The sequence below is a fragment of the Mycobacteroides franklinii genome (genome assembly GCF_001853795.1).
Taxonomy (GTDB): Bacteria; Actinomycetota; Actinomycetes; order Mycobacteriales; family Mycobacteriaceae; genus Mycobacterium; species Mycobacterium franklinii.
Map to the genome: position 1 here is coordinate 15,958 of NZ_MLIK01000003.1, position 25,243 is coordinate 41,200.

A 25,243-nucleotide genomic window follows, 5' to 3' on the forward strand; every position below is an offset into this window, starting at 1 on the left:
GGCGGCGGACTTACAGAGCTACTGGGACCCATGTCCGTGCCCGGAATGCCGCCTCGGAAGCGGCCCGCCTGACAGCGCCGGGGGCTTCGCGCCGGATCTATCGACCGCAGCGAACGGTGTCGAGGTCTTCGGACTTCATCAGCGCGTCGATCAAATCTGGTGAGCCGCTCACGCGGGTGGCCCATAGGTCGTAGTCGGTGTACACAAACCAGGATCGGTTCGCTGGCCAGAAGTTGCTTGGCGTGAAATCGACTTCATTGACTAGGGAACGTAATTCCTCTAGATGCCCGGTGAAGATTTTGGGGCCTTCACGCATGAAAGGGGGACACCCAAAGTAGAAGTCACACTGTGTGATTGCATCGTCGGCTGTGTATTCACCGAGCACTGTGGTCAATGCTTGCAGGCTCTGCTCGTCGAGTGCCCCTTCGGCAGGCGGCAACATATTGGCTGGCCAACTCGATTGTCCGACCGTGTCAATCCGCGGCCAACTCGCGGCTGGGATGGTTACGGGATCGTCCCAGTGTTCCTGGGGTGTGTAGTGCAGGTCGGGCCAACGACCCGACACCGCCCAGAACCCAAACCCGTCGCGGCGTCCGAGACCAGCCCACCGCACACGACGCCATGGGGCACCAGGCCTCTCGGCGAATCCCAACGAGTGGCCGGTCGTGATGGTGTTCTCGTCCAGGTTCATCTCGCCGACCATCGTCGGCTCACGCAATCCCAACTCAATGGCCCGATGGTGTAGTTCGTGATGAGTTATGGCATCTGACAGTTCGGGGTTTTCGTATATCGCATTGAGTACCCACACAGAGGCTGCCCAGCCCTCGGCAGGATCGAAACCTGTCCCTCCGGGGCAGCCGCCGTCGGCGGGCATGTCGTCGCGAGCGATCCACGATATTCGTGTGCCGGCGGCAGCGTCGTCGAGTTCAATCACCCAAACATTGTTTTCGGCTCAGGGCGACCGTGTCCAGAAAATTTGGCCGCGACGCTATCGCCCACTACATCCACCGCGATCACACAGATAGAGATTCTTCGACCGCGGGTGTTTGCCCACCGGGAGACTATCGGGGTCCGTTCGGGTACGGGTGCGGGTTCCCATACGGGTACTGCGGTGGTGGCGGCGATGATGTACGGCGCCGTGACGAGGTGACGATGAGGATGGTAATTCCCGCTCCGACGAGCGCGATGCCGCCGATGGGGCCCACGAGGGTAGCGGTGATGGTGCCGCGGCCCGCGCGTGGCCCGAGCCCGTAGGTGATGTCGGAGTACCCGGCGCAACTGACGGTGTAGTTGCCTGCCTGGTGGGCACTCACCACGTAGAGGGCATGCCATTGGTTGATGCTCATAGAGCCGCTGTAGCGGCTGATGGTGGCGTCGTTATTGCTCTCGTCACGTGCCACACAGCGCGTGTTCTGGGTCAGCTTGGGCACGGGTTCCACATCGGCGACATAGATGATCATCGAATCGCCGGAAGCCAATTGTGCAGTTGCAGAACCATTTGCGTTGAACTGACTGGTAGGCCCCTTGAGGGCGTAGACAAGTCCCGTGACGAACAGGCCGATGCCACCGATCAGCCCAACCGATATCAGTGCGGCACCGACGGCGTACCAGTAGCGCGGCATTTGCCGCTGCGGCGTGGCGGGAGGGGGAGCGGGCCGCTGTGAGGGTGGCGGCGGGCCCCAGGGATATGCGCCGGCTTGTGGCGTTGGCGGTGGCGTCCACGAAGCGCCAGGTTCATTGTCGTGCACCGCGTAACCCCCGTTTTCATCGCTCCTGTTCAGGATAGGTATGAGAGTAGCTGATAGGCCAGGCCGGTTACGAGGCTCAGCTACTGTGAGTGCGTGAGGAGCAGGTCTGCCATTGCCTGGGTGCTTCCTGTCGTCGATACGGGGCTAGTTGCTGCGATCGCATTTGTGTGCTGGGCATTGGTTTGGTGTGACGGCCCGCTCGAGCGCGTGGGATGGCTTGGAATGTTAGCTTTCTTGGCAGGTCTTCCTTTGTTGCTGCTCACCGCAGCGTATTTCAGCCTCACCGCCTCTCGCGAGCGCAATGTAGAAGTGCCGCTGGCTGTCATCGCAGCAATAGTGGGCTTGTCGATAATCGCTATTGGCACGGGGGGTTTGCAGAAACTGCGATGGGTGCAAGCCAGGCCCGAGATTCTGGCTGTCGCCCAGCACCCTCCACCGCCAGGGGAGACTCAGCATCGGCGGCTGGGCACGTACGCCGCCGACATCTACGGAAACAAGGACGGCACCGTGCTGATCGCGTTCGGGGGGAGCTGGGATGGGCTGCTATACCTACCGCCGGGGCCGCTCGAACCGGAGCGTAAGAAATACGCCGGCCGCGAGGTCATGCCGCACTGGTTCTACTACGCCATGGACTGACGAACCGGCTCGGTGCCGACCGCACTGCACGTGAACTGCCACCACCGTTGAATCCGCCGCCAACGCGGACCATCACCCGAAGGACAAGAAACAGAGGAAGGTACCGGAGTGAATCGCCCCACATTTCTGCTAGGTGTGGCCGGAATCGTCGCGCTCGCCGTTGCGGGCTGCGCCGAATCAACCAAGGCAATCACTAAGACCGAATCGTCCTCCACTACTGGTTCCCCGCCTGCCTCCTCGACGGTCACCAATACCTTGCTTGAGCCACATCCGGCGCCGACCGACAACAACAACGGCACGAGCTTTGATCCCTGCCTGGCATACACAGCCGTTGAGTTGAAGTCCTGGGGTGTCAAAGCAGGGTCCGTGAAAGACCTAGGCATCGGCGATACGATCCAGCGAGGGTGCAGATGGTCAGGCGATGGATGGGAGCTTCAGCAGCTTGTCATCAATCGGCCAGTAGATGACTATTTAAATCAGAAGCTGTTTGCGGGATCCGAGTCAGTGACGGTTGGGGGCCTGCGAGCGGTGAAGTGGCGAGACGAAGCCGATCCGCAACGGGTCTGTCATGTGGAGTTGCCCTCTCAACAATCGACGGTGGGAGTCCTAGTCGGGGTCAACAGTCCGCAGGCGCACAAGACAATTCCTGATGCCTGCGACAAAGCGATGAGCATCGCAACTGACGTGGCCAACAAACTCCCCAAGTAAGGGTGGGCATGGACGCCGCTAGATATCTCGCGTGGTGTGATGGAGGGAATCTGCAAGCTCGGCGCGTCAATCTAGACCTGATCGCTGTCCCGTCCGGCCGACTTGCATTTCGCGATCCTTTCGAGCAGCGCGCGGACTCGACAATTCTGAGCATCATTGCGGGCACCCACCAAGTTTGGATTACCGAAGTTGATGACGATGATGGAAGTCGTGTATCTGCTTATTTGACTTCCTGGGGTCCTATTCGCGGCCTCAATGCGCTGCAGGGCCATGGTGAGCTCTCGGCTACGCTGCGCTCCCATTTTAGTGCCTCTCAATCTGGCTTATGCGTTCCTTGGGCCAGGCGCATGCTCGGGCCAGTGCGTGCCGCTGTCGCCGGGTCCGGCTGGATCGCCTGCATCGCAGAGTCATTTACCTCACTTACGGACAAATTGTACGAAAGTGAGGTATGGTTGCCGACATGACGAACGACTACGAGTTCTTCACCTATGACGCGGGCCGGCTCAACGCAGCAGCCGTCGAGATATTCGCCTACCCAATGGGCGATCTGACGGTGCGCACCCTCACAGACGTCGACCTCACTTCCGGGGTGCAAGTCCTGTGGGTGCATACCGCGGCGCCGGATTGGACGGTGGTATTCAACTGGGCCGCGTTGACGGCGGCGTACCCGCACCGAATTCTGGTGATGCCGTTCCTGCCCAGTGCACGCGGCGACAAAGACACCCCATGCCCGGCGCACACCAACGCGCGCCTGGCCGCGCTGTCCGGGATCACCGGTCTTGTGACCATCGATCCGCACTCGCCGGTGTGGCTGGACACGCTTCGGGCGGTCAACCCGACTGTCTCCGCGCACGTCATCGACATGGCCAAGGTAGTGACGGGCGCCGTCAAGGCCGGTGACTATCTCGGCGTGATCGGCCCGGACGCGGGGTCGCTGGGGCGTGCGAGCGCGGTCGCCGCGAAGCTGGGGTTGCCGGTGTTCGTCGCCGACAAGAAGCGCGATCCCTCCACCGGAGCACTGTTGGGCTACAAGGCCCCGGCCGAGGCGCAGGACCGGCCTGGCAGGTATCTGGTGGTCGATGACATCTGCGACGGCGGTGGAACGTTCGCCCTACTGGCACAGGGTCTAGGTGATGGGTTCGACCTGGACCTGTGGGTCACACATGGCGGATTCACCAAGGGCACCGGTGTTCTCACGGACAACTACCGCAGCGTCCACACCACCGACTCGCTGCGCTCGGCCGCCGCTGCAGCTGTGGCATCGCCGGAAGAGTCAGCGGTGAAGATCCACCCGCTGCACCAGTACGTGCTCGATGTGCTGGACGCCATCAACACCGCTCGATAGGGGAGGAAACACCATGAATGACAACCAGAACCAAGCACTGGACACACTGCTGGCCACCGACGCTTACAAGCTCGACCACCGGCGCCAGTACCCGGAAGGCACGGAGTTCGTCTACTCCAATCTCACCGCGCGTGGCACCCGAGTGCCGGGCATCAACGCCACAGTCTTCTTCGGGCTGCAGGCGTACCTGCAGCGCTTGGTCGAGGACTGGCAGGTGTTCTTCGACCTGACTGACGACGAGCTCGAACCAGTGCTGAAGGGCTACACCAAGTTCGTCACAGCGCTGCTGGGGCCGAACGCGATAGGTGTCCAGCACTTCCGAGATCTACACGAATTGGGGTACCTGCCGCTTCAGGTGCGGGCAGCGCGAGAAGGATCGCTGATTCCGCTGCGGGTTCCCTACCTGACGGTAGAGAACACCGATCCCCGGTTTTTCTGGCTGACCAACTACTTCGAGACACAGCTGTCTGCCGAGCTGTGGCAGCCGATCACCAGCGCCACCATCGCCTGGAACAACCGTAAGCTGCTCGACGAACGTGCATCTGAATCCGGCGATGAAAACGTGGTGCAGTTCCAGGGCCACGACTTCTCCTACCGCGGGATGGCCGGTGACGCGGCCGCGGCGGCCTCGGGCGCCGGCCACCTCACCAGCTTCACCGGCACCGATTCGCTGCCTGCGATCCGGTTCATCGAACGGTTCTACCGCGGCAACGGCGACACGTTGATCGGCGCTTCGGTTCCGGCCACCGAACACTCCGTGATGTGTGCCGGCGGACAGGACGGCGAGCTGCAGACCTTCGATCGGCTGCTGAGCCTGTACCCGGAAGGAATCCTGTCGGTTGTCTCCGACACCTGGGATCTGTGGTGGGTGCTCACCGAGTACCTGCCCGCGCGCAAGGAACAGATCATCGCCCGCGACGGAAAGCTGGTGATTCGGCCCGACAGCGGTGACCCCGAACTAATCCTGTGCGGGGATCCGGATGCGCCGGAAGGCAGCCCGGCGCGCAAGGGTGTGGTCAACCTGTTGGCCGAGACGTTCGGCACCGTCACCAACGTCAAGGGGTACCGCGAGCTGGCCCCCCATGTCGGTGCGATCTACGGCGACTCGATCACCTACGACCGCGCCGACGCGATCACCCGGAACCTCATGGCGCAGGGATACGCCTCCACCGCTGTCGTTTTCGGGTTCGGCTCCTACACCTACCAGTACCAGACCCGCGACACCTTCAAGATGGCCGTCAAGGCGACGTGGGTACAGGTCAACGGCACCGGCCGCGACATCCTCAAAGACCCGGTCACCGATGACGGGTCCAAGAAGTCGGCGACGGGGCGACTGGCGGTGCGCCGGTGGATGAGCGGTGAGCCGTACCTGATCGAGCATGCCGATGCCGATCAGGAAGCCGACAACGAACTGAAGCTGGTGTTCGAGGACGGAAAGCTGTTGCGGCAATACAGCTTCACTGAGATCCGTGAAACGTTGACGCGGGAAACCGGAATATATGAACGCTACAGCGGCGCAGCGAGGGAGCAGCCATGAGATCGATGACCGAATCGAACCTGGAGGTGCGACCCGGTGACCATCCAGTGCACGGCACGTGGCTGAGCGTGGATGTCGTTGCGCTCACCGATGATCCAGAGCCGAAGATCGTGCTGATCAAACGAGCAGGGCCGCTACACAAGGGTGAAATAACTCTTCCCGGTGGGCTTCTGGCCGCCTGGGAAGGCGAGACCGTCGAGCAGTGCGCGCAGCGCATCATCCGCGACAAGGCTGGTACTGAGCTGACAAGCGGGGTGGCTGTGGTGGACGTCGTTAGTGACCCCGGCCGCGACGAGCGCGGTCACACCGTCTCGATCATCGTGGTCGGCCGCGTACCTGCAGCTGTTTCCTGCGCCGTTCCCCTCGCGCAGATACCTCCAGGAATGCCGTTCGGGCACACGACAATTGCGGCATCTGCGATCCGGCGGCTGGGGGAGCGCCTGCTGGTCGACCCGGACACCACACACGCAATGCTTGGCGACGAGACCACTCTCGCGCAGGTACGGGCACTCCTGAGTGTGACGGGTCCGACAACCGGCGATGCGGCCCGCAAGCGCCTGGACCGCTCACCGCTGTACTTCCGAACCGAGGAACTACGAAAACCAACACCGACCGGACGCCCAGGCCACGTCTATCAATTCACCTGCAAATCAGTCTGATTCACTTTCGGTGTGCGTGAACAACGCCGCTCTTTTGGGTCAATGCCGGTAACAGATGTTTTGTATCTTCCCGGTCTCCTCGAGCATCTGCTTGCTGATAGCGAAGTAGGCGTCGTTCAGGCTCGGCTGCACGCCAGCTCCCGGATTTTGGGTCTGGTGTATCAGAACGCTGGCGTTCCCGGACAGCTCAGCAATGCGCTGTGCCGGTTGGGCCAGATCGGCTCGCGAGACCTGCGCGGCCAGACCGTGGAGTTGGTCGGACCGGTTCTGGTAGTCCGTGACTGTCGGGCCTTGCGGCGGAGTCCCTAGCTTCCAAAGGAGCAGGTCTTGACGGGCAAGGACGTCGTCCACGATACGAGTAGCCACACGACATTGTTCGTCGGTCCGCGGTCGCTGAAGGACGGCCATTGCGGCAACGAGTCCGATGATCAGCCCTGCGGCGCCGCCCGCCAGCCAGATACGGCGGCCAACCACCGGCGGCGGCACCGTGACGGAGACGTCCACAGAGTCGTCGGCTACCTCAACGAGCTGCGTGCGCAAGAGCTCGACACGGGCGCCCACGCGACGCACAGTGTGGTCACTGAACCACAGCGTCACGGCCAGCACCACCGCCAACAGGGCGTAGAGGAGACCGCGGCGCATGTCTGCGGTGGCCACAGAGACACCTGCGAGCACGAGCGCCACAATCGGTATCACCCATTGAAAACGTGTTACCCACCGTGGAGTTTGCCTTCTCATCCCTAACATCAGTGTGCCTAAACGGATTCCCGCTACCAGCACCACAGGATCAGCCGGCAGTGGAGCAGCCCTGAGCGAGTTGAGCGCGCCGGCACGTTGAGCCCGATTCAGGTCACCGCAGATCGTCAGCACCGAGCGATGAAACGGCTCCTGTGCCGCTGTCATCAGCGCAGCGGTCACCACCCCGACCGCTACCGCCTGCGCCGCCACCGCCCAAACCCCTAACTGCCGGTCCGCAAACAGCAGCATCCACAACGGAACTTCGACCAGTGTGAGCACCACCCCAAGCAACAGGAACCGCCTCCACCAAGGCCAAATTATCTGCCGCATCCACACAGCTAACATTCTTGCAAACGGCGACCAGGCCAATCTGCTCGGGCATTGTCTCGCCATCGACTACTCATGGGGAGCGCATGGCGCACTCGACGCGCCTTCGGGGCCGACCAGCCCCGTCGACGTCGCGCACCTCCCCAGCGGGTCGAATCGGTGCCGCTCACGCCCTGGGCGGGCAGGTGTAGCCCTTCGCGGACCGCTCGTTGCGCCTAGCGGTCATCGTGGGCGTTCTGAACTGCCCCCGGCGGATCATGAGGTCGACCTGCTGCTCCCACGACAGGCCCAGCTTCAACGAGAACTCCAGAAAGAAAAAGGTCCCCTCCCATTTGAGCATCGCGGAGAGGCTTGGGAGGGGGTCGATTGACATCGATATAGCCCGAATAGGCACTGCGCGCAAAGACGCGCTCACCGTCGAGAGCCCACAAGTGGGTGCGCAGTGCTTGAGCGCCGGTGATAGCGCGCTTGCGGGCGTAGAGGTGTTGAAGTGCATCAACTGCCGTTGCGGCACGTGCCATCCTCGGGGATCTGTCCGCCGCTGGCGCAATGTGGGCAGCTACAGCCGGTGTCGAGGCCAGAAGGGGAATTCGGTCCTGAAGCCAGTCCCTACACACATATGTACAGAGCTCTGTACATATGTGTGTAGGGACTGGTAGGGTTCAGTTATGCTCGTTAACCAACAACGCGTTATGACCATGTCGGCCGCACGAGCGGCATTCACCGAGGTACTGGACAGGGCCGCCGATGGCGCCATGACCCATGTCAGCCGCGATGGCCGCATCTGCGCACACGTCGTTCCCGAGAAGGCTCTCGTGATCCAAGGCAACGAGCTGGATGTCCTAATGGGCGCGGCGATAGAAGAAGCGGCCAACTGGCTGGCCCAAGACGCTGCACAATCAGGGTATTTCCAAGCCGGCGACGACATCGGCAGAGTATTCGCCTGGCTGTGGCGATGCGACCCCGATCAGGCCGCCCGATTCTTCAGCGTATACGCCCACAAGGTCACGAACACCTTCGAAGCGCAAGGTATGACCCGTCCAGCTCTGAAGGTGTTGACAGCCACCCTAAATGTCGCCTTGGGTGTCTGCCTCACGAAAGACGAGTCCCGCGAATTCCATGAATACATACGCCCTCGGCTTAAGGAGTGGTTTCACCCATTCAGTGCCGAGGAGCTCGAAGGCGGCGATCGACCGCGGGATGAGGATGACCCATGGCCGGACGCCACCTACTTCGGTAAAGCGTTCGCCAAGAAACGCTGGCGCGACGTCACACGCCAACAATTCGTCGCTAACCCCGATCGTGCACCCGAACTCGGCATCGATGTCGACAACTGGTGCCGGGTAAGCCGCGTAGAGGACGCCACGGTGTTCCTGACACACCATGACGGAAGCGCCTCCACCGTCTCGCTAGAGGAAGCTGGTGATCAGTTCGTTCCGTTCCAACACTACGGACCGCTGAAATGGCCACACTGAAATGCCCAGAATAGTTGCAAGTAAACGCAATTCAGTCAGCGTGAGTTGATTCGCTCTATGCGAACAACCAACACCGACGTCGCGAGCTCCCCACCCTGCCTATGGGCCGTACGGTCAACGGGCACAGTCGATTACCAGTAGTAGGCCGGGTTGTTGTCGATGATCTTCTCGAACATCGCTGTAAGGCCATGCAGCTCGGATTCGGCCCGAGCGGCGTGACAGCTACCGTGCAGCTCGACGTCGTCCGTTCGTTCCCAATCCAGCCCAGTGCCGCGTTCGGCGAGGAGTTGGTCAAAGAACTCGCGGGTGGTGCGCCCGTTGCCCTCTCTGAAGGGATGCGCGTAGTTAACGTAGTCGTACAGGTATGCGACTGTATGAGCGAGATCTGTGGCGGTAACCACCTTTAGCCGATTGAGTTCGTGGATTCGCATTGCGACATGGCCCATCGGCTGATTGACGTTGGCCGGTGGGCAGAACGATTCGCCGCCTTTCTCGATACCGACTGTGCGAAGCTCACCAGCCCAGTCGTAGACGTCTTGGAACAGGTGGTGGTGAATAGCCTTCATGTGAGCCAGATCGTAGGTGCGGGCGCCGATTAGCGTGGGCCGTTCGCGGAGTTCGAGCAGGCGTACCTCGACCAGGTCGTTCTCGGCATCGCGGAGTGCTTCCATCGTGGTGGCGCCGACTCGGTTGCGAAGGACGGTAGTACCGGGAATGAGATATCCGAGCCAGTTCTGGTCGAGGTCGCCGGTGTCCCAGGCGTGATGTGGCACCCGCTATTGCAGGTTGTACCGGCGGCGGACACGTTCTCCGAGTTCGGCGACAGTGATGCGACCTTGGGCGTATTCACCTTGGTCTGCGCGGGTCGCGGCGGTGCTACGTGATCCCTCAAGTTCGGTGCTGCGTTGAATGGCGCGCACAGTCTTGGTCCGACGCTGCTGCTTTTGCAACTCGGTCATTTCACAACACCTCCTCGATTTGGCTACTTCGAGGATAGAGGAAAAGCGGCCATCAAAGCCAGGCTACTCGGCTGTGTGTCCGATCGCTCATACGTTTCTGACCAGTGATAACACACTGTCTGTGTCTGCCCCGTTGGACTCGGGCGCGCATCACTCACCGGTGGTATATTAATGAGTGAAATCCCCCCACTTCGGCCACCCGCACACCGGTTTCGCCGTGGGGGGGTTATTTTTGCGCGATCACCGGACTTGAATCCGCCGCAGAGTTGGCCCTGCGGCGCGCGGTCTGTCAATCCCGCAACACCGCCCCGACTCTTAGAGGCGAGTGGTAGCTCGTTGGGGTTCGATGGCCAACGCGGTGTCGATGGAGTACGCCGCTTCGAGTGCATCCCCGCGGTTGAGGGCGTCGCGGGCTTCGCAGTACAGGTACGTAGCAAGTAGCGCAGGATATTTGGGGTCTGCTGAACGGTGGCGGTCCCACCGTGCGGCCCACAAACGGATTTTGGCGGATTGAACAACGTTGTCAATTCGGCCCAGGCCCCAAGTCTTGCCGAACTCGTCGACGAACTCGGCGGCCTGTTGTGGGGGAATCCGTGGTGGCAGTAGCTCGCTGCGGGTGAGCTCGGCCGGCAGGATCCGGCCTGTCTCGGCTAGTCGCTTACGCTCGGCATCGGTCTGCACTGATTCGGTCGCGCCGAAGTCGCCGGAAAGTGTTGCCGTGTTGCGGGTGTCATTAGTCACCAGATAGACCAATTGGCCGTCGGCGGGGTTCTGTTGCGCGAACGCGGCGAGTTTCTGTCCGGCATGCCGGTTACCTGCCTGCTCCCAGAAAAACTGTAGGGATGCTTCCTGGCCGAGAAGCTCCACGCCGGCCGGCATCTTGATGCCCGCCGGCAACACTGACAGGCCGTCGGCGGTGGCCAGTACATACCGCAATCGCGCGCCGCGGGCGTCTTTGGTCATGCGTACTGCGATCGCCAGATTGGTTCCGGCCCAACCGGCCTGGACGAACGACTCTGCGATCGTGGCCAGTTTCATCTCGGCCAGTAGGTGCTCGGTGGCTAGTCCGGCGAGCCGGTCCACGTGCCGGGCCTTGGATGAGGTGTCAGAACCTCGGCTGGCGAGTTTCTCAACCGCCGTGGGAACCGAGGTGACACCCATGACCGGCGCTGCGGCGGCCGCCGCAGCGGTTGGGGGAATGGTTGGCCCAGCGCCGCTGCCACCTAGTGGTGCAACGGATTGCGGTGGCAGTGGAGTCGGGCCCAGTCCGCTGCCGTTGGCGGCGTAGGGGTTGAGAACAGGTGGGGGTTGCGCTCCGGGTCCGCCTGCCCCTGAGCTGAGCGTTCCCGGACCGTGACCGCCAAGTGCATTCGTGTCGGTGACCGGGTGCTGCTGCTGGTGTGAGACAGGCGTGGTCACACCGGACTCGTCAGAGGACAACGAAGTAATCGGCGCCCCCGGCGTCGACGGCGCGGCCGTCACCGTCGGAGCCGCAGGGGAGGGCGAATTCACGTGCGGTGCAGGAGGATTGTTCAACGCTGGGTTGGTGTTTTCCGCCCCGTAAGGATTGGAGTTCGGGCCCTGAAGTGTGGTGTGCACACCGTCAGCCTTCACGCCGACTTTCTTGTCGTCCTTACCTGACGTGTTGGCGCCATCAGAGGTTCTGTCCGCGTCCTTGGATCCGCCATCAGGATTCGTCGTCGGTTCGCCGCCGCCCTGGCGGCCGTACAAATCATCAAGGGCCGCTTTGGATATCGGCTGCCCTTTCTGGCTGTCCGCGAGCGGGGGCGGACCGTGCGCCAGTTCCAGCCAAGCCACACAGCGGAAAGCGCCAAGGCGCCGACCAATACCCACTCAATTGCCAAGAACACCCATAACACCGGAATGGCTTCGGCCGCATGGGCACTCTGGACAGTCTGCGCGCAGACGTAGGGCACGAATACAACAACCATGGCCGCAATGGTTGCAACGCTTGCGATCTCGCTGACGTCCGGCAAGAACAGCGGCTTAGTTGTGCTGCCGCCGTCTCGTATTGCTCGCGGTAGTTTCCTGAACCGAGTTCGCAACATCATCAACTGCATGACAAGGGAGGGAACCAGCAGGAAGACAGGGGCTGCGGTTGTGAAGCCCAGGCCGAGCTTGCCGAAGCTGTCGAATGCAATCGGCACCACCACAACAGTGACCAGTACGACCAGCAGGAGCAGCCCGAACACGATTCTGATAGTCCAGACCGCGGCCGAATGACGTGGCCAGGCCGACGGCCATTGCATTGAAGCCACCTCCGCATACATGACGCCAGGCTATACGCGAGTAGCGCCGCATCCGGGAGACCGCGAATCAGTGTTCATAGATGCCGGCTGGAAGATCGCATCGCGTGCTGGGGCCAATGCATTTGCATGGCGCCTCACCGCTGATACGTTTTTCCTGAATGGCAATGGGGGAGGGGCTGTATGAGAATCGTGCGGTGGGTTGTGTGGTTGCTGTCGGCAGCGGTGGTAGCTGGTTGCGTCCAGGTCGTGCCTGGGCAGGGCCAAGCTGCCCCGAAACCACCGCCTTACCTGCAGCGAGTCGATGATTCGGTCCGCAAGGACCGGGCCCGCGCGCAACAGCTTCGACTGCAAGATCCGTGCTCGCTGATAAATCTTGATGCTGCGGCCAAGCTCGGCAAGATCAAATACATCGGCACCGAATCCAAGGCTGAGTGGTGCGACATCGTCTATGACGTGCCGAGGAAAACGCCGACCGCGCAGGACTCGATGGCTGACCTCGATTACGTTCCGGGACTAGTTGCAAAGATATCGGTAGGGGGAATCACCACGGACGACGACGCCAAGGGCGAGCAGGCCAGCCCCATGGAGGACAGGTGCTTCGAAGGGCTGCGTTCGGGCTACCAATACAGCTGGGGGCCCGAGCTGATCTTGTTCGAAATCGGGATATCGGGGCAGACCCGACCCGGTTGCGAAGAATTACAGCCGGTGGTGCAGGCCTCTCGGTCGAACCTTTCGCATCCCAAGCTGCGGGCAGACTCGCTGTTCCAGCCGCACACCAAACTTGTCGGCATGGACTCCTGCCAGATCCTGGACACGGTCACCGGAGACGAACGCCTCAACATCCTTACCTCCTCCCATCCGTTCAATTGCGACTACCAGTTCGCCACAGACAAAGACACCAAGAGGCGCCGCTACCTGCAATACGGGTACTGGAAGCTGCAGGATGTGCCGGTGAAGCAATACGAGGGCACCGAGCTCAAGACAGTGTCAGGGGTGCCCGTGGAGATTCGGGCCGAAGGGCGCGGTGGGATGGACTGCATGGGTTTTGCGTACGTGGGGCTCGATCATCCTGCCCACGGCTCTGGCCCGCTCTCAGCTCAGCTCTGGGTCGACACCATCGTCATTCAAGGACTCGAACAAGCCCCGGGCTGTCCCACGATTCGCGTTCTCGCAGAACAACTCGTGCACCTGTATCAAACATCATGAAACCGGCACAGCCACCGACACTGTCAGGAAGAGCACGAATCATGCCGACAACACCTATCTCGCGGATGTGGGTTGCTACGCTCGGCGCGGCACTGCTGGTGAGCGGATGCACCGCCGTCACGCCAGGAACGGCGGTGACGGCGCCCGCGCCGCCGCGGCCCCCTTCCTACAGGAACGCCCAGGACGCCCAGACGCGGGCAGTGTTGGCCCGCACCGACGCGGTCCGCGCGATCGACCCCTGCACTCTGATCGACCTGGACGCCGCCGCGCGCTTGGGCACGATCTCTTACGTCGGCACCGACCCTGATCCCGCCGTATGCCGCGTCAAGTACGTGATCCCCCAAATACCGGATCCCAAACCGGTTTTCTCATCGGACACAATTGATCAGCCCGGCTTGGTCGATCACCTCGAAGTTGGTACCCGGGCGATCGATTTCAGCGGCGGAGACCAGCTTGACCGGCCGGCGCGGGGCGAAGGTTGCAACTCTTTCGTCGACACCGGCCTGGTGTATGCGGATGGAACTAATGAGCTGTTGATGTACTCGCTGGGGATCAGCGGAGGTTTCGAGGCACCACCTATTTCGCGGTGCGAAGACCTACATCAGGTGGTGGAGGCTTCTCGTGGCCTCATCAAGAACCCCGGCGCGCGCAGTGCTTCGTCCAGGTTGGCGCGTTCCAAGCTGTTGACTCTTGATCCCTGTTCGGCTGTTGATGTTTTCGGCGCTGGGAAAGACATTGAGATATTCAGTACTGTAAGGCCTTTCAGTTGCGACTACCGTGTACGTGGCGACAAGGACGATGACACCCGAGTCGGGATCTCGTTTTGGAATGTAGATATGACCGACATGCCCAACCACCTCAAATATCTCCAGAACCCGTTCAAGATTCGCGGTGTGCCGGCAGAATTCGAGACTCACGAACCGAATGTCGGGGTGATCAGTTGCGAGGTCAGAGCTTACTTGCTCGACAAGCCATCTGCCGATGCAGACCAGTTGAGCGCGAAACCGCAGTGGGCCAACACGATCCTGGTATCGGGTCATGACAAGGACAAGAAATGCGCAAAGCTTATCGAGATCGCCGATGAAGTCGTCCATGAATACCAAGAAGCGAAGTAACAGGCGGATAAAAGGCTACGTGGCCTGTATCGGCGCGCTGGCTCTGATTCTCGTCGCTGTCGCCATCAAATGGCACAGCCATGCGCTCGCTGAACATGACCGCGTCCTGCAAAAAGAGCCGGCTATTGCACTGTGCCAGGACGCAATCGGTAAAGAAGTGAGCCAGCTCCTGCGGTACACGGACCTCAGCGCTTCTGACCAAGCGGCGATAACCGCAAGTGCCCGGTTCACCGATATGTCAGGCACTCCCGAGCTGCTGTCGGCCGACAATTACGGTGTCCCAGGCAGTTTGGGAAAGCCGCGATCATCGGTGCTCACCAACTGGCAGATCGGCGGGCGCGTGTCTCTGGAAGGGAAGCTTCCGTTCGTCAGTGGGTTGGGCGAGGAGAATCGATTGGCGTGTTCGGTGGTCGTGTTCGATGACGGCACGATCTACGTCGGGTCCACCCAGGTACTCCGGTAACGCAAGGAGAAAAGATGAAATCCGTTGTAGCCCAGTTCACACCGATGCGGCAAAGGGGAGTTGTTGATGTCCGAGCCTGACAAAACCGTTCCGAGCGCCCAACACCGCAAATTCCGGGCAGTCGGTCTGATCATTGTCGTGTTCGGGATTCTTGCCGCCGTCAACCTCGGACGGTCAACGGCATTGCTCCTTCAAGGTGCCGGGGCGGAACTACGTGATCAAGGACCACTGGTGGCTCTTGGGGTACTCACCCAGATGGTCGCGGTTTCTATCATCGTGGCCGGCTACCAGCTCATGACTCAAGGCGATCGGTTCTCGTGGGGGAATGTCTTGGGTTTCTGGACGAAGACAGTGCAGGGGCAGCTGCTGTTGGTGGCGGCATTCTCTCTGATCGCCGGACTTATGTGGATGACCGCCACCGTGCAGAACAGCTGGGCGCCCCGCGCCGGCTACTGGCTCGCCTTGTGGCTGGCATGCAGCGTTGCAGTTTTCTTTCTGCGCAAAGCCTGGCGCCAACTCAGGTCGCCGCCGGGGGCGGGCGATGACGACACCGGTCCCGGCCCGGGGCCTTCTGACCAGGCATAACCAGGCATTCAGCGTCCCGGAACGTCACTATCGTGTACGGTGACAAGAGTCATTCCCGGCGAATCTGTGTTGCATTTTAGTGGCATTCTCGTAGAATTGCGGTGTCTGGCCAACTACGACACCGATAGCCCTAGGAGGTGGCCACCGTGACCGCGGTAAACGAGACCATCCTTAACCACGTCCAAACGGTTCGCCTGCCAACACCCGAACTCGCACGCCAGCTCATCGCGCACCTCGGCTCCACCGTGGTCGCCGCGCTCGCAGGCGTCCGCGATCGCGGTCTTCCGCACAAGTGGGCCGTCGACGGCGGAGTCACTCCCCGCGAGGCAGCCCTAACCCGACTGCAGGTCGCACACCGCGCCTGGATCACCATCGCCACCGCCGAAGGCGACGACATCGCACGCGCCTGGTTCCTCGGCGCCAACCCGCGCCTCGACGAAACCCCGCCCTACCTGGCGATCCGGGAAGGCGAATTCAACAAGGTAATGGCCGCCGCCGCGGCGTTCGTCGACGGCACCGACGCCTGACCGGCTAGCCGGTGTCGAGGTGATGTCGGTGCGCGTTGAGATGCTCGCCGGCGTGAGTGAGCCCCCAATCCACACCGCTCGTGACATACCCAAACAGCGCGGTATCAAAGCTGTCGATGTCACCGCCATGGTGCGGATACCGTGACGCCCCGCAGCCTTAAGGGTGTACACCGCAGACCAAGACGTCGCCGCACGCCAATACGCCTAACAAGAAGGCGGCGAATACATTCCGCTACCAGTGCAGGACCCGGTCTGGGACTGGGCTAAGCACCAGCCCGCGCGGCAACAACCGCTATAACTCAAATGTCATACCCGCCAACTGGCGAGGGAACACCGAAACTCAAACACGAGCGCCGATCCGGCCGCAGACAACGCAGTCATCCGCCGACTGAAGCCCCGGCTCGCGCCACGGACGAAGCTCAATCCGGTGTTCTACGTCAACCCGCGGTCTCGTACGACCCCTGCCAGTAGATCCCGGCGAATGTCATTGCGCAGCAGAAGCTCGATCGACTCCCGCCGCGGTCGGATCGTTCCAGTGACGGCGATATCGAGAACAACACCTGCGGTTGTCTCGCGCAAGCGAGGTATGGGGTGACGGTTGCTGCCTCGAACTACACGCTCGATATGGACAAAAAGACATACCCCGATTCGTCGGAGTTCACTATCAACGGTCGGCCGGCGCGGAGCTTCTACCTGTTCCAGGGCAACGCCGATACGTGTGCCATCGACATCGCGGCTCCCTTTGGGACCTACGGCGTCAAGGTCGACAGTGCGTCCGGCAAGTTCGGTGACTTCCCCGATTGCCTTACCGCGGCTCGTGCGCATCTCGACGCGTTCCTGCCGTACTTCCCCGCCTGAGTTCTGCTGTCGGATTTGCTTCGGATTCTCACCGCTCGTCTGACGCGACCATCACACAGCACGGTATGTGTAGCAGCCTTGCGCGGCTCAGCTCTACCTGGTCTCCCAGTGTCGAGTGCGAGGTCGTCGAGTACTCGGATACCGGGTTGGGCTGCAAATGCGGGTAGCTGAATGTCTGTCTCAATCGCAATACCGCGCTTTTGGTCACGTGCGGGATCGCATCTCTGATGCGATAGCTGAGGGCTGCTGGATGTGATGCATAAAAAGCTGTACTTCGCTGTGCAGCACTAGCGTATGTGTGTGCAGTATCGTCCATGTTCATGTTGCCCAGTATCGCGAAAGCATGCCTTGGCGCTATCACGCTGGTTGCCGCGGCGCTGCTCGGTGCTCCGGTAGCTGCAAGCGACCCGGAAATCCCCGATCTGAGTGTGCTGCCCCGCGCATCGCAAGCCGACTTCTTCGGTCCCGGCAGCTACACCTATGCGTTTCGTGCCGGACAAGATGTTTGGTGCTCGATGAGCTACTCGCGGTTCTCCAATCACAGCAGCTGCGCGGGTCGGCTTCCGGGTGTGTCGAATGGTGAAAACTATGCGTCGGTGTATTGGGAAATGCTTAACCACACCGGCAACTCACAGATCATGAGCTCGCCAGACATGCCGCCCAAACCAGATCAGCAACACTTCTATCAGCCGCTGCCTCCCGGTCATGTGCTGTGGATAGGCTCCAACTACGAGGTCGGGACCCACGCGTGCGGCGCACCACCTGGGTATCTGCTGGTCTGCAGGATAGATGCCAAATTGCCCGATCAACCCCCTCAGTCTCACGGGTTCGTGCTGTCGGAAAGCGGTAGTTGGACCTTCTAGCTGTGCTACTTCATGACATTGGTGGCGTCGGAACGAACTTGATGCAGCGCTTAGAAGGGGAACGGGTAATGGTCGAGCACGTGCTCGCGGAGGGTGAAGACACATCCTGGATCACCGCTGCGATTTACGCGGTCCTATTCACTGGCGGAGGGATCGCGCTGATCGTTGTCGGTATTCGCCGCCGACTCGCGCGCGCTCGTTGGCAACGCGAAGACGACCGACGCCTGCTGGATCCAGGCGGGGCGGCGGGATTCGACGATGATCGCCCGCCGGTCGCGGTGCCCGGCGGGGGTTGGCTCATTGCCGCGGGTGCGGTGATGCTGTTTCTTGGGCTTGGCCACGTCCTGCACGTGGTGGTGACATTGCAACTGAACGGGATGATCTGACCGCGTGCGCCAGTCGAGGCTCATCGGTTGCTGAACCATCCTCAGGGATTCGAGGCAGCCGCTAGCCTGGTTGCCATGTCTGCTCTACTAACGCTGCTCGGGCTTTTCGTCTTCGGCGTTGCGCTGTTTGTAATGTATAAGGGTCGCAACCTATCTCCGAACTGGAGATCCCCGCACGGCACTGGTTATTCCGAGTCGATGAATGCTGGATTGCAGGCAGAGCGTGCGGTACCACGCCCGCCGTGGCCGGTTGACGAAGACGACAATCCGAATGGGGGCGAGCGCAGCTAAGCGTGAGGGGCCAGGCGATGAGCCGGTTTCGTAAACCGTCTGCGCGGCGGCTGTTGTGGTCCATTATCGCTGTGGCTCTCTCATGCTGCGTGCTTACCGGAACCGTCATGTTTATCTATCAGCTGACATTGCCCAGTGATACACCCACGCCCACAGGCGATTACGTTCGACTTTCTTTTTAGACATCACAGCTTGGGGGCTGGGCGTGCTGCTCATCGCCTGGCAGTTCACCGCGCCGGCGATACTTGCTGTCGGCATCCTTGCCGCCCAAGCGAGGGCGCTCGCTGGGTACTGGGGCATGAGTCGCGACGTTGGGACGGCACATGCACGGCTGTAGCCGATTCGATCGACACTGTAATCGGTGCACTGTGGAGTGGTGAGGCGGCTGCAGCCTCGACCCGAACGTGGATCTCCTCTACGAGCCGGAGATCAATCCTGAGAGCGGCCTTGCAGTGGGTGGGCAATGGCCACACAAATGTGACGTCAACGAGTTACACGCCATGACAACGCGGAGAGTGAAACGTCTCGGAGTGGCCATGGCGGTCATCTTGACGATCAATGCCTCGGCCTGCACCACGGATCGCCTGAATCAGCCATTGGGGCCTCCTACACCCTCCGGCGCGACCCTTATCCCCGCAACATCCATGGAACCGACCTTCACCGCGAAACACCCGAAAATCCCTGCCAGCCAACAAGAAGCATTGGACACCGTGCTCAAGTACCTGCAGCGCACAGTCGACGCCCTTCCCAAAGGCGTAGCGCTCGACAGCACCGACACGCAGGGCGCAAGCAACCTCTCATGCGACGACGACTTCCCGGGTCCGGGTCCTGGGCCTACCCAGTACGACATGACAACCCATGTCCTAGCACCTACGAACGTAGACCCAACCCAGATCATCGCGAACGTTGGCGACGTTTGGCGCAGCTGGGGATTAATGGTGTTCGAACGGGGCCAATTCGACAAACCCAACCGCTTTGCCTATGCCGACGACGGGTACCGGCTACAAATCGAAATCGCCCACCCTGCAAACTATCCACCGTCATTGACCGTCATCTCTCCGTGCTTTCCGGGAGAGTTGCGGGACGATAGCCTGGCGCGACACAATCCAGGAGTGATCTCACAGTCCACCTGGGCGAATTGAAGTCGCACGATAAACGCTTCTGTCGGTGTACAGTCCGCAATGTCTAGCTACCAGGGGGGTGTAGATCTTGTCTGAAGACAAGCTGAAGGTCGATCTCGAGGCGCGTACGGGCGGTCCTGACAAGAGAGCGTGGCGCACCAGAGGAAATTCACTCAGAATCCCGCCACTGGATTCCGTTTGGCTTGGCGGTAATGCGGAATGAGTGACGTCGACGAAGCTAAGACCGACCAGACAACCGAAGCCGAATCGGAGCCGGCAGGCAGTCGTTGGAAGTCTCGTCGGTTCCGCGTGGTGGGCTCGCTTGTGCTCGCAGTCCTGCTAGCGGCCGGAGCTGGCGGCTATGTGTGGGTTCGCCATGCGCGGTCGGAGCTCTTGCAGTATGCGCGCGACAACTGGAGCAGCATCAACGACGATCGATCCGCGAACGCGGTAGCACACGACATGGTGCGGTACGCATCGCATCTGAAGCAGCTGCCGGGATTCGGTACCTTCGGAACCGCCGAGCCGGAACTGTTGCGGTCTATCGCCCGCGGCCTTGCTCCTCATCTCGCCCAGCTCGCAGGCGCAGACGGCCCCGGTTTCGCGACAGCCGATCTCTGGCCCTTTCGCGATGCCGATTCCATGCGTGATCTGTTATCGATCCTCGACCAGGATCATGAGTCGGCGATCATCACCAACGCCTCCGTGGTAGCACAGTGCGTCACACTCACCGAGAACGCCGGCCAGCACGGGGTATACGGCGATTGGCCGAGTTCATTGGAGGTCACCGGGCGGCTGGGGCAAGTGATGGCCGAAGCAGCCGAGGACTCGAACCTGTTCGGCCGGGAATCTGCGCGATGGCGAAATGCCCACGACCCCAATGCCACAGAGACACTGGCAAAGAACGCTCAAGCCATCCTTGATCAGGTGCCCGCGTTCACCGACACCATCGACGCCCACGCAATCAATTCGGACCTAAACAAGGCTGTTGAGAAACAGAAGGGTAACCCTTCCAGCGACCTCGGCGATGAAGGCGCGAAGTACATGAGAAACCTTGTCTCCCCGCTGATTCTGAACAATACCGTCACCGAAGAGGTCGCGATCTTGCAAGGGTTGATCAACGCGCATCCTGAGGTCGCCGCAGATCCTGATCTGGCCGACTACATCACCGATGGAAGACTCGACACCAACAAACTCCTGGCGGACGAGAAAGCCGTCGACACCAAGCTCGCCAACGCCGCCTATCGCAACTACAAAAAGTACGGACTGGACCTACGGACGATCCTGGACCAGGAGCGCCTAGGGAAACTGCGCGACTGGTCACGGTGACGAAATGGCCAAACGACATCCAATACCACAGGCATGGACCGAAGCGTTCCGTCCTGCCTGTCGCGGCCGCGGGATGCGATACCTCAGCGCGAGCGGGTTTGTCCTCGACGACGTGTTCATCACCGAGCTCTACCCCCGGGTGTTCCACCCGGACAAGGACACCGATCGTTTGCAGATCACCTGGACCATCAACATCAAGCCGCTGGCGGTCGACGAGATCCTCTGGAAGGCTTTCCTTCCCGACGTGAAAATGGGACCGCAGATGCGGATCAACCGCCGCGTCAACGGCGCTTTCACGGTGAGACCGCTGAGGATCGACACTGGGTCAATGCAGATCACGGCGGCCAGCGAACCGGACTGGGAACCGGTGCTAGATCACTTCGACCGCGTGCGCGCCGATTTCATCGCCACATATCCAACCGCCGCCGACTACGTGACAGCGTTGAGTGAGCGTGCCCATGGCATCGCTTCGGGCCAGGACCTGACGCGCTCGGTCACTGCTTTGATCGCCGCCGGCCGTAGCGCAGATGCCGCGCGCGTGGCCGATGAGGCGATTGCCGACGGACAAAGCGGTGGGATGTCCTCCACCGTGGATGTGCTGAAGTACCTGGCGGCGTATGCGAAAGGCCCGCAGGCGTACTCGGCGTTCCAGACCACACTGATCCCGACTCATGACTACAAAGTGCTCGACGAATCGCGTTCCAGTAGCTCGATCGGACTATGCCGGGAACACCACCCGAGCAGCATGCGCCGGATGCTGGCCGAGATGGATGGCACCGATGCGTGGGGGATCGTTGTGAGTGTCCGTCCCCCTTCCGGGCAGCCCGAGGATTTCTCGAATTTGCGGTACCTGCAGGCCGCCGGCAGCGCAGAGGCGATGGTGATTGAGCTGTGTCAGTCGGGCGGAGCGGAAATGGGTGCGGTGTCGGTGCGGTCTGTTGTCGGCCACCCACACGGCGGCGCCGCCGAACAGAACGTGGAGATCGTGCTGCCGCACGGCGTTGAGACGATCGCCCCACACGAAGTATTCGAAGCCGCGGAGGCCGCCGACATGTTCGAGAGCTTCTACCGCGCCGACACCATCGGCGAGGGCTACGTCCTACGAGCGGTCGAGGGATACACGTCCGGCGGCGGCCACGTAAGGCCCTAGAGTTCGGCTTCCAATCCCTCGAGGAACACTAGGACCGCCGGTCCTGCGCCTGCGACATAGCCGTTGACTTCGGCCCTTCGACCCACATCGTTATCGCCGCACAGCTAGTGGGCTAGTTGGTATTGATGGATGGCTTCGTCGGTAACGGCGACTACCGAGCGGCAGTCAGGGTGGGTGTCGCCGCCGAATACCGATATGGCGCTGACCCATTGTTTTCCCGAGCTCAGTGGATCACTTCCAGCACCCGGCTCTTTGAGACCGACGTAAGCGGTCACAGTGCACAACCATTGACCGACGTATCCGGCGCCAGCGCTTACGTCGGCCGGGACACCGCGGAGCTGGCGGTAATCCTTTGAGAATTTCTTGACGTCTTCGGCAACGCTCAGTTCGGTGTATGTGAAACGGATGCTTCGTGCGGTATTGCTCTCGTTGTCGGTGTCACCGCGGTTGCGAAAGTCGCACCGGAAAGGATCGGGGTGATCGATAAGTTCGATATCTGTTTGTGTACCAAGCACATCCACAGCAGCGCAGGGGTCCATTGTCATCAGCGTGGCGTGAGGCAGTGTGGTCGATGAACTGCGAGTCCCGGGATTGCGGGATTTCCCACGGGAAGCATCGACGACCGGGTCTAGGTCTTCGCAGCCGGGACGTTCATGGCCGCCGAAGTCGGAGCTGATGGTCATGTTGTACTCGAGCAGTTCGTGCCAGCCATCAGGCTGGGTGTAGCCGGTATCGAGGAATGATAGGCATCCGCCGCCGCCGTGTATGGGGTGATCGAGTTGATCGCCAGGGGAGGAGTCGATAGCCCGGCTACCCGCGTGAAGTTGCGACACGTGACCGGGGACTTCGTCGCGATCACCGAATCCCTCCTTAGGTGGCGTCGTCGGGACGACGAAGTCGATTTCGCATTCCAAAGGGTCTCGGTCGGTGCCCACGTAACTGATCGGTGCTAGAGCTGCAGCAGCATCCCGGTCGATCAGGCTGCACGGGTCAATGCCCCGTAGTTCGTCGAGATGACTGAGGTGTGCCTTCATCTGCGCAGTTAGCTTCTCGCGATAGGACGGAGGCCTGGGCGGCTCGGGTGCGACCGCAGGGGTGCCGACCACCGTCTGGATACATCCGCCGAGAAGCAAAACGATACCGGCGGCAACGGCCAATCCAACAATATTTCTCCCCACTGACCTATCCAAACACAGAGGGTGGGTGCCGGGGCTGCGGATACGCGTTCACCTGGTTCAGGTTTGGTGCCGCTCACGATGACGGCCTTCATCTTCGGCAGTTTCACTTGATCAGGGTGCGAGATTACCGAACTTGACGGATGCAGGGCCGGCCGATTCAGGTGGGCACAGCCGGATTGCCACAAACCTGAACAGCCCCGAATCACCAGCAGAACCTGTCGAATACCGTTACTCGAATAGGGAGCGCACCCATTTACGCTGCAACGCGCCAAGAGGCCGCCTACGGCGAACTCTTGGGAGCCCTGAAGAGACCACAGCCGCCCCTGCTGGCCTCGGAACTGTTCGCCGACGTCGACGTCGACGCCAGGATGGATGACTTGATTGCACAAGATTGGCAGGAAGCCGGAAAGCGCCTTGCGGCTTGCGCCTTGCGGCTTGCGCCTTGCGCCTTGCGCTGTGGACATCTACTGGCTGTACGAAATGCGCCTCTACACCATCACCCTGCCGCCGGCGGGCTGGCTCATCGACGCCGAACACTCCAAGACGATCGCCTACCTGAACAGCCACATTCCCCTGAATCTCGTCGAACGCAACATCGCCACCATCACCGTGGCAGATCTGCGCAGCGAGAACCGCTACGTGAGCACCAACCTTGCCGAGCAGCTTGCTCGAGCCCGCCTCGAGAACAACACCCACGCCGCCGGTGTGCGATACGGATCGAAACACGGCAGCGATTGGGAATGCTGGGCGGTATGGCTTCGCGGTTAGACCCCGCACCTCATGGCCGCTGATGGCGGGGAGCTTGTCGGCGAACCTGACTACAACCCGGCCCTCAACGATGTTCTGCAGACCTACGGACTGACCACGCGATAACGAAAAACCCTGTCATAAAACGCTACTGGACGATTAGATGACAACGGTGCAGAAGCCTTCCGGCCCCCGGAGAATCATTCTTTGCGACGATCAACAGATACCGCGCCACCGATGAACAAGAATGGAATCGCCACCAGCAGGCGCCGGGCTGCGGGAAGGGAACCTGATGACACCTATCGGCTACATCGGCATGCCGCAGGATGACGACTGGATGGAGAACATTCCAACGCGATATGTCCACGGGCAAGGTGGTTTTGATGAACGCATCATGCGGGATCTGGCACAAGTCGACGTGCGCGCTTACACATTGAACGCCCTGGCCAACGGTCCTTCGACGATTCCGCAAGCCATTCCTGTCTTCATAGATTGGCTGTCCCATCTAGAGGAACGCATACCGGGGCCCGAACCGGATCACGGACATCGATCGATCATCCGTTCCGGGCTGATTCGTAATCTGATCGACCCTGCAGCGCGCGGGAATCAGCAGGTCATTGAGCTTCTTATCGGCCAGGTCCAGCGTCGGCCGCCATTGCCATCACGGCAGATCGATTGGGCGCTGACAGGCCTGAAACTGATCTGCGGACCCAAAGAGTTCTCGAAAATCGTGGCGCTCATCCCTCAGCTACCGCCCGGGGCTCATATTTCTGCCATCGTTGGGTACCTGGGCAAGGTCAAGACCCCCGCGTCTCATCAGCTGCTCATCGGATACCTGGACGGTCCTGCTCGCGCGTTCGCTGTTAAAGCGCTAGTGCAATCGAAAGCGCCCAATGTCCGCCACCTCATTACGCCACTGGTCGAGGACCCCAGTGCGCTAGTTCGCAAGGCAGCACGACGCGCCATGGAGCGGCTTCCCGATGACTGACGATCCGACACTTCACGGAGTATGCGCAGTGGAC

General features: G+C 61.1%; 28 protein-coding genes. 19 read left to right on the plus strand and 9 right to left on the minus strand.

The genetic code is table 11. From position 1 onward, the window contains the following. Positions 1–97: 97 nt before the first annotated feature. Positions 98–934, minus strand: a complete 837-nt coding sequence (locus tag BKG76_RS00080) for a hypothetical protein (RefSeq protein ID WP_070934847.1) — start codon at positions 932–934, stop codon at positions 98–100. Between the two features lie 127 nt (positions 935–1,061). Next, positions 1,062–1,622, minus strand: a complete 561-nt coding sequence (locus BKG76_RS00085) for a hypothetical protein (RefSeq protein ID WP_070934849.1) — start codon at positions 1,620–1,622, stop codon at positions 1,062–1,064. 360 nt (positions 1,623–1,982) lie between these two features. Here BKG76_RS00085 and BKG76_RS00090 point away from each other — a divergent pair, with 360 nt between their 5' ends. The 5 genes from BKG76_RS00090 (at position 1,983) to BKG76_RS00110 (ending at position 6,633) form a co-directional block, all read left to right on the plus strand. After that, on the plus strand, positions 1,983–2,384 hold the full coding sequence (locus BKG76_RS00090) for a hypothetical protein (RefSeq protein WP_131815760.1): 402 nt from the start codon (positions 1,983–1,985) through the stop codon (positions 2,382–2,384). A gap of 108 nt (positions 2,385–2,492) precedes the next feature. Continuing rightward, positions 2,493–3,092 (plus strand): DUF3558 domain-containing protein, encoded by a 600-nt coding sequence (locus tag BKG76_RS00095; RefSeq protein WP_070934853.1) that lies wholly within the window; start codon positions 2,493–2,495, stop codon positions 3,090–3,092. A gap of 448 nt (positions 3,093–3,540) precedes the next feature. Then, positions 3,541–4,437 carry a phosphoribosyltransferase family protein gene (locus tag BKG76_RS00100; RefSeq protein WP_070934855.1) on the plus strand — a complete coding sequence of 299 codons (897 nt, stop codon included), beginning with the start codon at positions 3,541–3,543 and terminating at the stop codon, positions 4,435–4,437. Positions 4,438–4,450: 13 nt separating this feature from the next. Then, positions 4,451–5,974 (plus strand): nicotinate phosphoribosyltransferase, encoded by a 1,524-nt coding sequence (locus tag BKG76_RS00105; protein WP_070934857.1) that lies wholly within the window; start codon positions 4,451–4,453, stop codon positions 5,972–5,974. Then, complete coding sequence (locus tag BKG76_RS00110) at positions 5,971–6,633, plus strand: NUDIX domain-containing protein (protein ID WP_070934859.1); 663 nt, start codon at positions 5,971–5,973, stop codon at positions 6,631–6,633. Before BKG76_RS00105 ends, BKG76_RS00110 begins: the two co-directional genes overlap by 4 nt. Positions 6,634–6,672: 39 nt before the next feature. Here BKG76_RS00110 and BKG76_RS00115 read toward each other — a convergent pair whose 3' ends face one another. Then, positions 6,673–7,626 (minus strand): hypothetical protein, encoded by a 954-nt coding sequence (locus BKG76_RS00115; protein WP_131815761.1) that lies wholly within the window; start codon positions 7,624–7,626, stop codon positions 6,673–6,675. A gap of 238 nt (positions 7,627–7,864) precedes the next feature. Further along, complete coding sequence (locus BKG76_RS25055) at positions 7,865–8,038, minus strand: hypothetical protein (protein ID WP_165611470.1); 174 nt, start codon at positions 8,036–8,038, stop codon at positions 7,865–7,867. Positions 8,039–8,390: 352 nt separating this feature from the next. Here BKG76_RS25055 and BKG76_RS00120 point away from each other — a divergent pair, with 352 nt between their 5' ends. Further along, a complete protein-coding gene (locus tag BKG76_RS00120) occupies positions 8,391–9,173 on the plus strand; it encodes a hypothetical protein (protein ID WP_070934863.1) in 783 nt (260 codons plus the stop codon). A gap of 131 nt (positions 9,174–9,304) precedes the next feature. Here BKG76_RS00120 and BKG76_RS00125 read toward each other — a convergent pair whose 3' ends face one another. The 4 genes from BKG76_RS00125 to BKG76_RS00140 form a co-directional block, all read right to left on the minus strand. Beyond that, the gene (locus BKG76_RS00125; RefSeq protein ID WP_070934865.1) at positions 9,305–9,946 is read right to left on the minus strand and encodes a Fic/DOC family protein; all 642 of its coding nucleotides are present in this window, start codon (positions 9,944–9,946) and stop codon (positions 9,305–9,307) included. Positions 9,947–9,949: 3 nt separating this feature from the next. Next, the gene (locus tag BKG76_RS00130) at positions 9,950–10,132 is read right to left on the minus strand and encodes an antitoxin VbhA family protein (protein ID WP_070934867.1); all 183 of its coding nucleotides are present in this window, start codon (positions 10,130–10,132) and stop codon (positions 9,950–9,952) included. A gap of 315 nt (positions 10,133–10,447) precedes the next feature. Then, on the minus strand, positions 10,448–11,746 hold the full coding sequence (locus BKG76_RS00135) for a hypothetical protein (protein ID WP_131815762.1): 1,299 nt from the start codon (positions 11,744–11,746) through the stop codon (positions 10,448–10,450). Next, positions 11,743–12,423: a hypothetical protein gene (locus BKG76_RS00140; RefSeq protein ID WP_131815763.1), complete on the minus strand. Its 681-nt coding sequence runs from the start codon at positions 12,421–12,423 to the stop codon at positions 11,743–11,745. Before BKG76_RS00140 ends, BKG76_RS00135 begins: the two co-directional genes overlap by 4 nt. A 159-nt stretch (positions 12,424–12,582) precedes the next feature. Here BKG76_RS00140 and BKG76_RS00145 point away from each other — a divergent pair, with 159 nt between their 5' ends. The 11 genes from BKG76_RS00145 (at position 12,583) to BKG76_RS00195 (ending at position 22,296) form a co-directional block, all read left to right on the plus strand. Next, positions 12,583–13,608, plus strand: coding sequence for a hypothetical protein (locus tag BKG76_RS00145; RefSeq protein WP_070934874.1), 1,026 nt, complete (start codon positions 12,583–12,585; stop codon positions 13,606–13,608). 41 nt (positions 13,609–13,649) lie between these two features. Next, positions 13,650–14,723 carry a DUF3558 domain-containing protein gene (locus BKG76_RS00150; RefSeq protein WP_131815764.1) on the plus strand — a complete coding sequence of 358 codons (1,074 nt, stop codon included), beginning with the start codon at positions 13,650–13,652 and terminating at the stop codon, positions 14,721–14,723. Then, positions 14,701–15,186, plus strand: a complete 486-nt coding sequence (locus tag BKG76_RS00155; RefSeq protein ID WP_131815765.1) for a hypothetical protein — start codon at positions 14,701–14,703, stop codon at positions 15,184–15,186. Before BKG76_RS00150 ends, BKG76_RS00155 begins: the two co-directional genes overlap by 23 nt. Before the next feature lie 66 nt (positions 15,187–15,252). Beyond that, positions 15,253–15,771, plus strand: a complete 519-nt coding sequence (locus tag BKG76_RS00160) for a hypothetical protein (RefSeq protein WP_070934879.1) — start codon at positions 15,253–15,255, stop codon at positions 15,769–15,771. A 146-nt stretch (positions 15,772–15,917) separates the two neighbouring features. Continuing rightward, positions 15,918–16,298 (plus strand): hypothetical protein, encoded by a 381-nt coding sequence (locus BKG76_RS00165; RefSeq protein WP_070934989.1) that lies wholly within the window; start codon positions 15,918–15,920, stop codon positions 16,296–16,298. Between the two features lie 591 nt (positions 16,299–16,889). Next, positions 16,890–17,156, plus strand: coding sequence for a DUF3558 domain-containing protein (locus tag BKG76_RS25235; protein WP_236737496.1), 267 nt, complete (start codon positions 16,890–16,892; stop codon positions 17,154–17,156). 320 nt (positions 17,157–17,476) lie between these two features. Further along, positions 17,477–18,019, plus strand: coding sequence for a hypothetical protein (locus BKG76_RS00175; protein WP_131815766.1), 543 nt, complete (start codon positions 17,477–17,479; stop codon positions 18,017–18,019). 68 nt (positions 18,020–18,087) lie between these two features. After that, positions 18,088–18,405: a hypothetical protein gene (locus BKG76_RS00180; protein WP_070934885.1), complete on the plus strand. Its 318-nt coding sequence runs from the start codon at positions 18,088–18,090 to the stop codon at positions 18,403–18,405. Between the two features lie 827 nt (positions 18,406–19,232). Beyond that, positions 19,233–19,838: a hypothetical protein gene (locus BKG76_RS00185; protein WP_236737497.1), complete on the plus strand. Its 606-nt coding sequence runs from the start codon at positions 19,233–19,235 to the stop codon at positions 19,836–19,838. Positions 19,839–20,036: 198 nt separating this feature from the next. Beyond that, a complete protein-coding gene (locus BKG76_RS00190) occupies positions 20,037–21,146 on the plus strand; it encodes a hypothetical protein (RefSeq protein ID WP_070934887.1) in 1,110 nt (369 codons plus the stop codon). Between the two features lie 4 nt (positions 21,147–21,150). Beyond that, on the plus strand, positions 21,151–22,296 hold the full coding sequence (locus BKG76_RS00195) for a hypothetical protein (RefSeq protein ID WP_131815767.1): 1,146 nt from the start codon (positions 21,151–21,153) through the stop codon (positions 22,294–22,296). Between the two features lie 104 nt (positions 22,297–22,400). Here BKG76_RS00195 and BKG76_RS25060 read toward each other — a convergent pair whose 3' ends face one another. Then, positions 22,401–23,453, minus strand: a complete 1,053-nt coding sequence (locus BKG76_RS25060) for a hypothetical protein (protein ID WP_070934891.1) — start codon at positions 23,451–23,453, stop codon at positions 22,401–22,403. A gap of 477 nt (positions 23,454–23,930) precedes the next feature. On the opposite strand from BKG76_RS25060, the gene BKG76_RS00205 reads away from it, so the two are divergent. Together BKG76_RS00205 and BKG76_RS00210 are read left to right on the plus strand one after the other, a co-directional pair. Next, the gene (locus tag BKG76_RS00205; RefSeq protein ID WP_070934892.1) at positions 23,931–24,242 is read left to right on the plus strand and encodes a hypothetical protein; all 312 of its coding nucleotides are present in this window, start codon (positions 23,931–23,933) and stop codon (positions 24,240–24,242) included. Between the two features lie 316 nt (positions 24,243–24,558). Beyond that, positions 24,559–25,209 carry a HEAT repeat domain-containing protein gene (locus tag BKG76_RS00210; protein ID WP_070934994.1) on the plus strand — a complete coding sequence of 217 codons (651 nt, stop codon included), beginning with the start codon at positions 24,559–24,561 and terminating at the stop codon, positions 25,207–25,209. The last annotated feature ends 34 nt before the right edge of the window (positions 25,210–25,243 follow it).

Bases quoted from the DNA above. Each gene is read 5' to 3' on its own strand.
- BKG76_RS00085 (WP_070934849.1), bottom strand. From the start codon at position 1,622: ATGCCGCGCTACTGGTACGCCGTCGGTGCCGCACTGATATCGGTTGGG.
- BKG76_RS00150 (WP_131815764.1), top strand. From the start codon at position 13,650: ATGCCGACAACACCTATCTCGCGGATGTGGGTTGCTACGCTCGGCGCG.
- BKG76_RS25055 (WP_165611470.1), bottom strand. From the start codon at position 8,038: ATGCTCAAATGGGAGGGGACCTTTTTCTTTCTGGAGTTCTCGTTGAAG.
- BKG76_RS00140 (WP_131815763.1), bottom strand. From the start codon at position 12,423: ATGTATGCGGAGGTGGCTTCAATGCAATGGCCGTCGGCCTGGCCACGT.
- BKG76_RS00155 (WP_131815765.1), top strand. From the start codon at position 14,701: ATGAATACCAAGAAGCGAAGTAACAGGCGGATAAAAGGCTACGTGGCC.
- BKG76_RS00160 (WP_070934879.1), top strand. From the start codon at position 15,253: ATGTCCGAGCCTGACAAAACCGTTCCGAGCGCCCAACACCGCAAATTC.
- BKG76_RS00100 (WP_070934855.1), top strand. From the start codon at position 3,541: ATGGTTGCCGACATGACGAACGACTACGAGTTCTTCACCTATGACGCG.
- BKG76_RS00145 (WP_070934874.1), top strand. From the start codon at position 12,583: ATGAGAATCGTGCGGTGGGTTGTGTGGTTGCTGTCGGCAGCGGTGGTA.
- BKG76_RS00195 (WP_131815767.1), top strand. From the start codon at position 21,151: ATGGCCAAACGACATCCAATACCACAGGCATGGACCGAAGCGTTCCGT.
- BKG76_RS00180 (WP_070934885.1), top strand. From the start codon at position 18,088: ATGGTCGAGCACGTGCTCGCGGAGGGTGAAGACACATCCTGGATCACC.
- BKG76_RS00175 (WP_131815766.1), top strand. From the start codon at position 17,477: ATGTTGCCCAGTATCGCGAAAGCATGCCTTGGCGCTATCACGCTGGTT.
- BKG76_RS00130 (WP_070934867.1), bottom strand. From the start codon at position 10,132: ATGACCGAGTTGCAAAAGCAGCAGCGTCGGACCAAGACTGTGCGCGCC.
- BKG76_RS00120 (WP_070934863.1), top strand. From the start codon at position 8,391: ATGACCATGTCGGCCGCACGAGCGGCATTCACCGAGGTACTGGACAGG.
- BKG76_RS00185 (WP_236737497.1), top strand. From the start codon at position 19,233: ATGGCGGTCATCTTGACGATCAATGCCTCGGCCTGCACCACGGATCGC.
- BKG76_RS00110 (WP_070934859.1), top strand. From the start codon at position 5,971: ATGAGATCGATGACCGAATCGAACCTGGAGGTGCGACCCGGTGACCAT.
- BKG76_RS00105 (WP_070934857.1), top strand. From the start codon at position 4,451: ATGAATGACAACCAGAACCAAGCACTGGACACACTGCTGGCCACCGAC.
- BKG76_RS00190 (WP_070934887.1), top strand. From the start codon at position 20,037: ATGAGTGACGTCGACGAAGCTAAGACCGACCAGACAACCGAAGCCGAA.
- BKG76_RS00210 (WP_070934994.1), top strand. From the start codon at position 24,559: ATGGAGAACATTCCAACGCGATATGTCCACGGGCAAGGTGGTTTTGAT.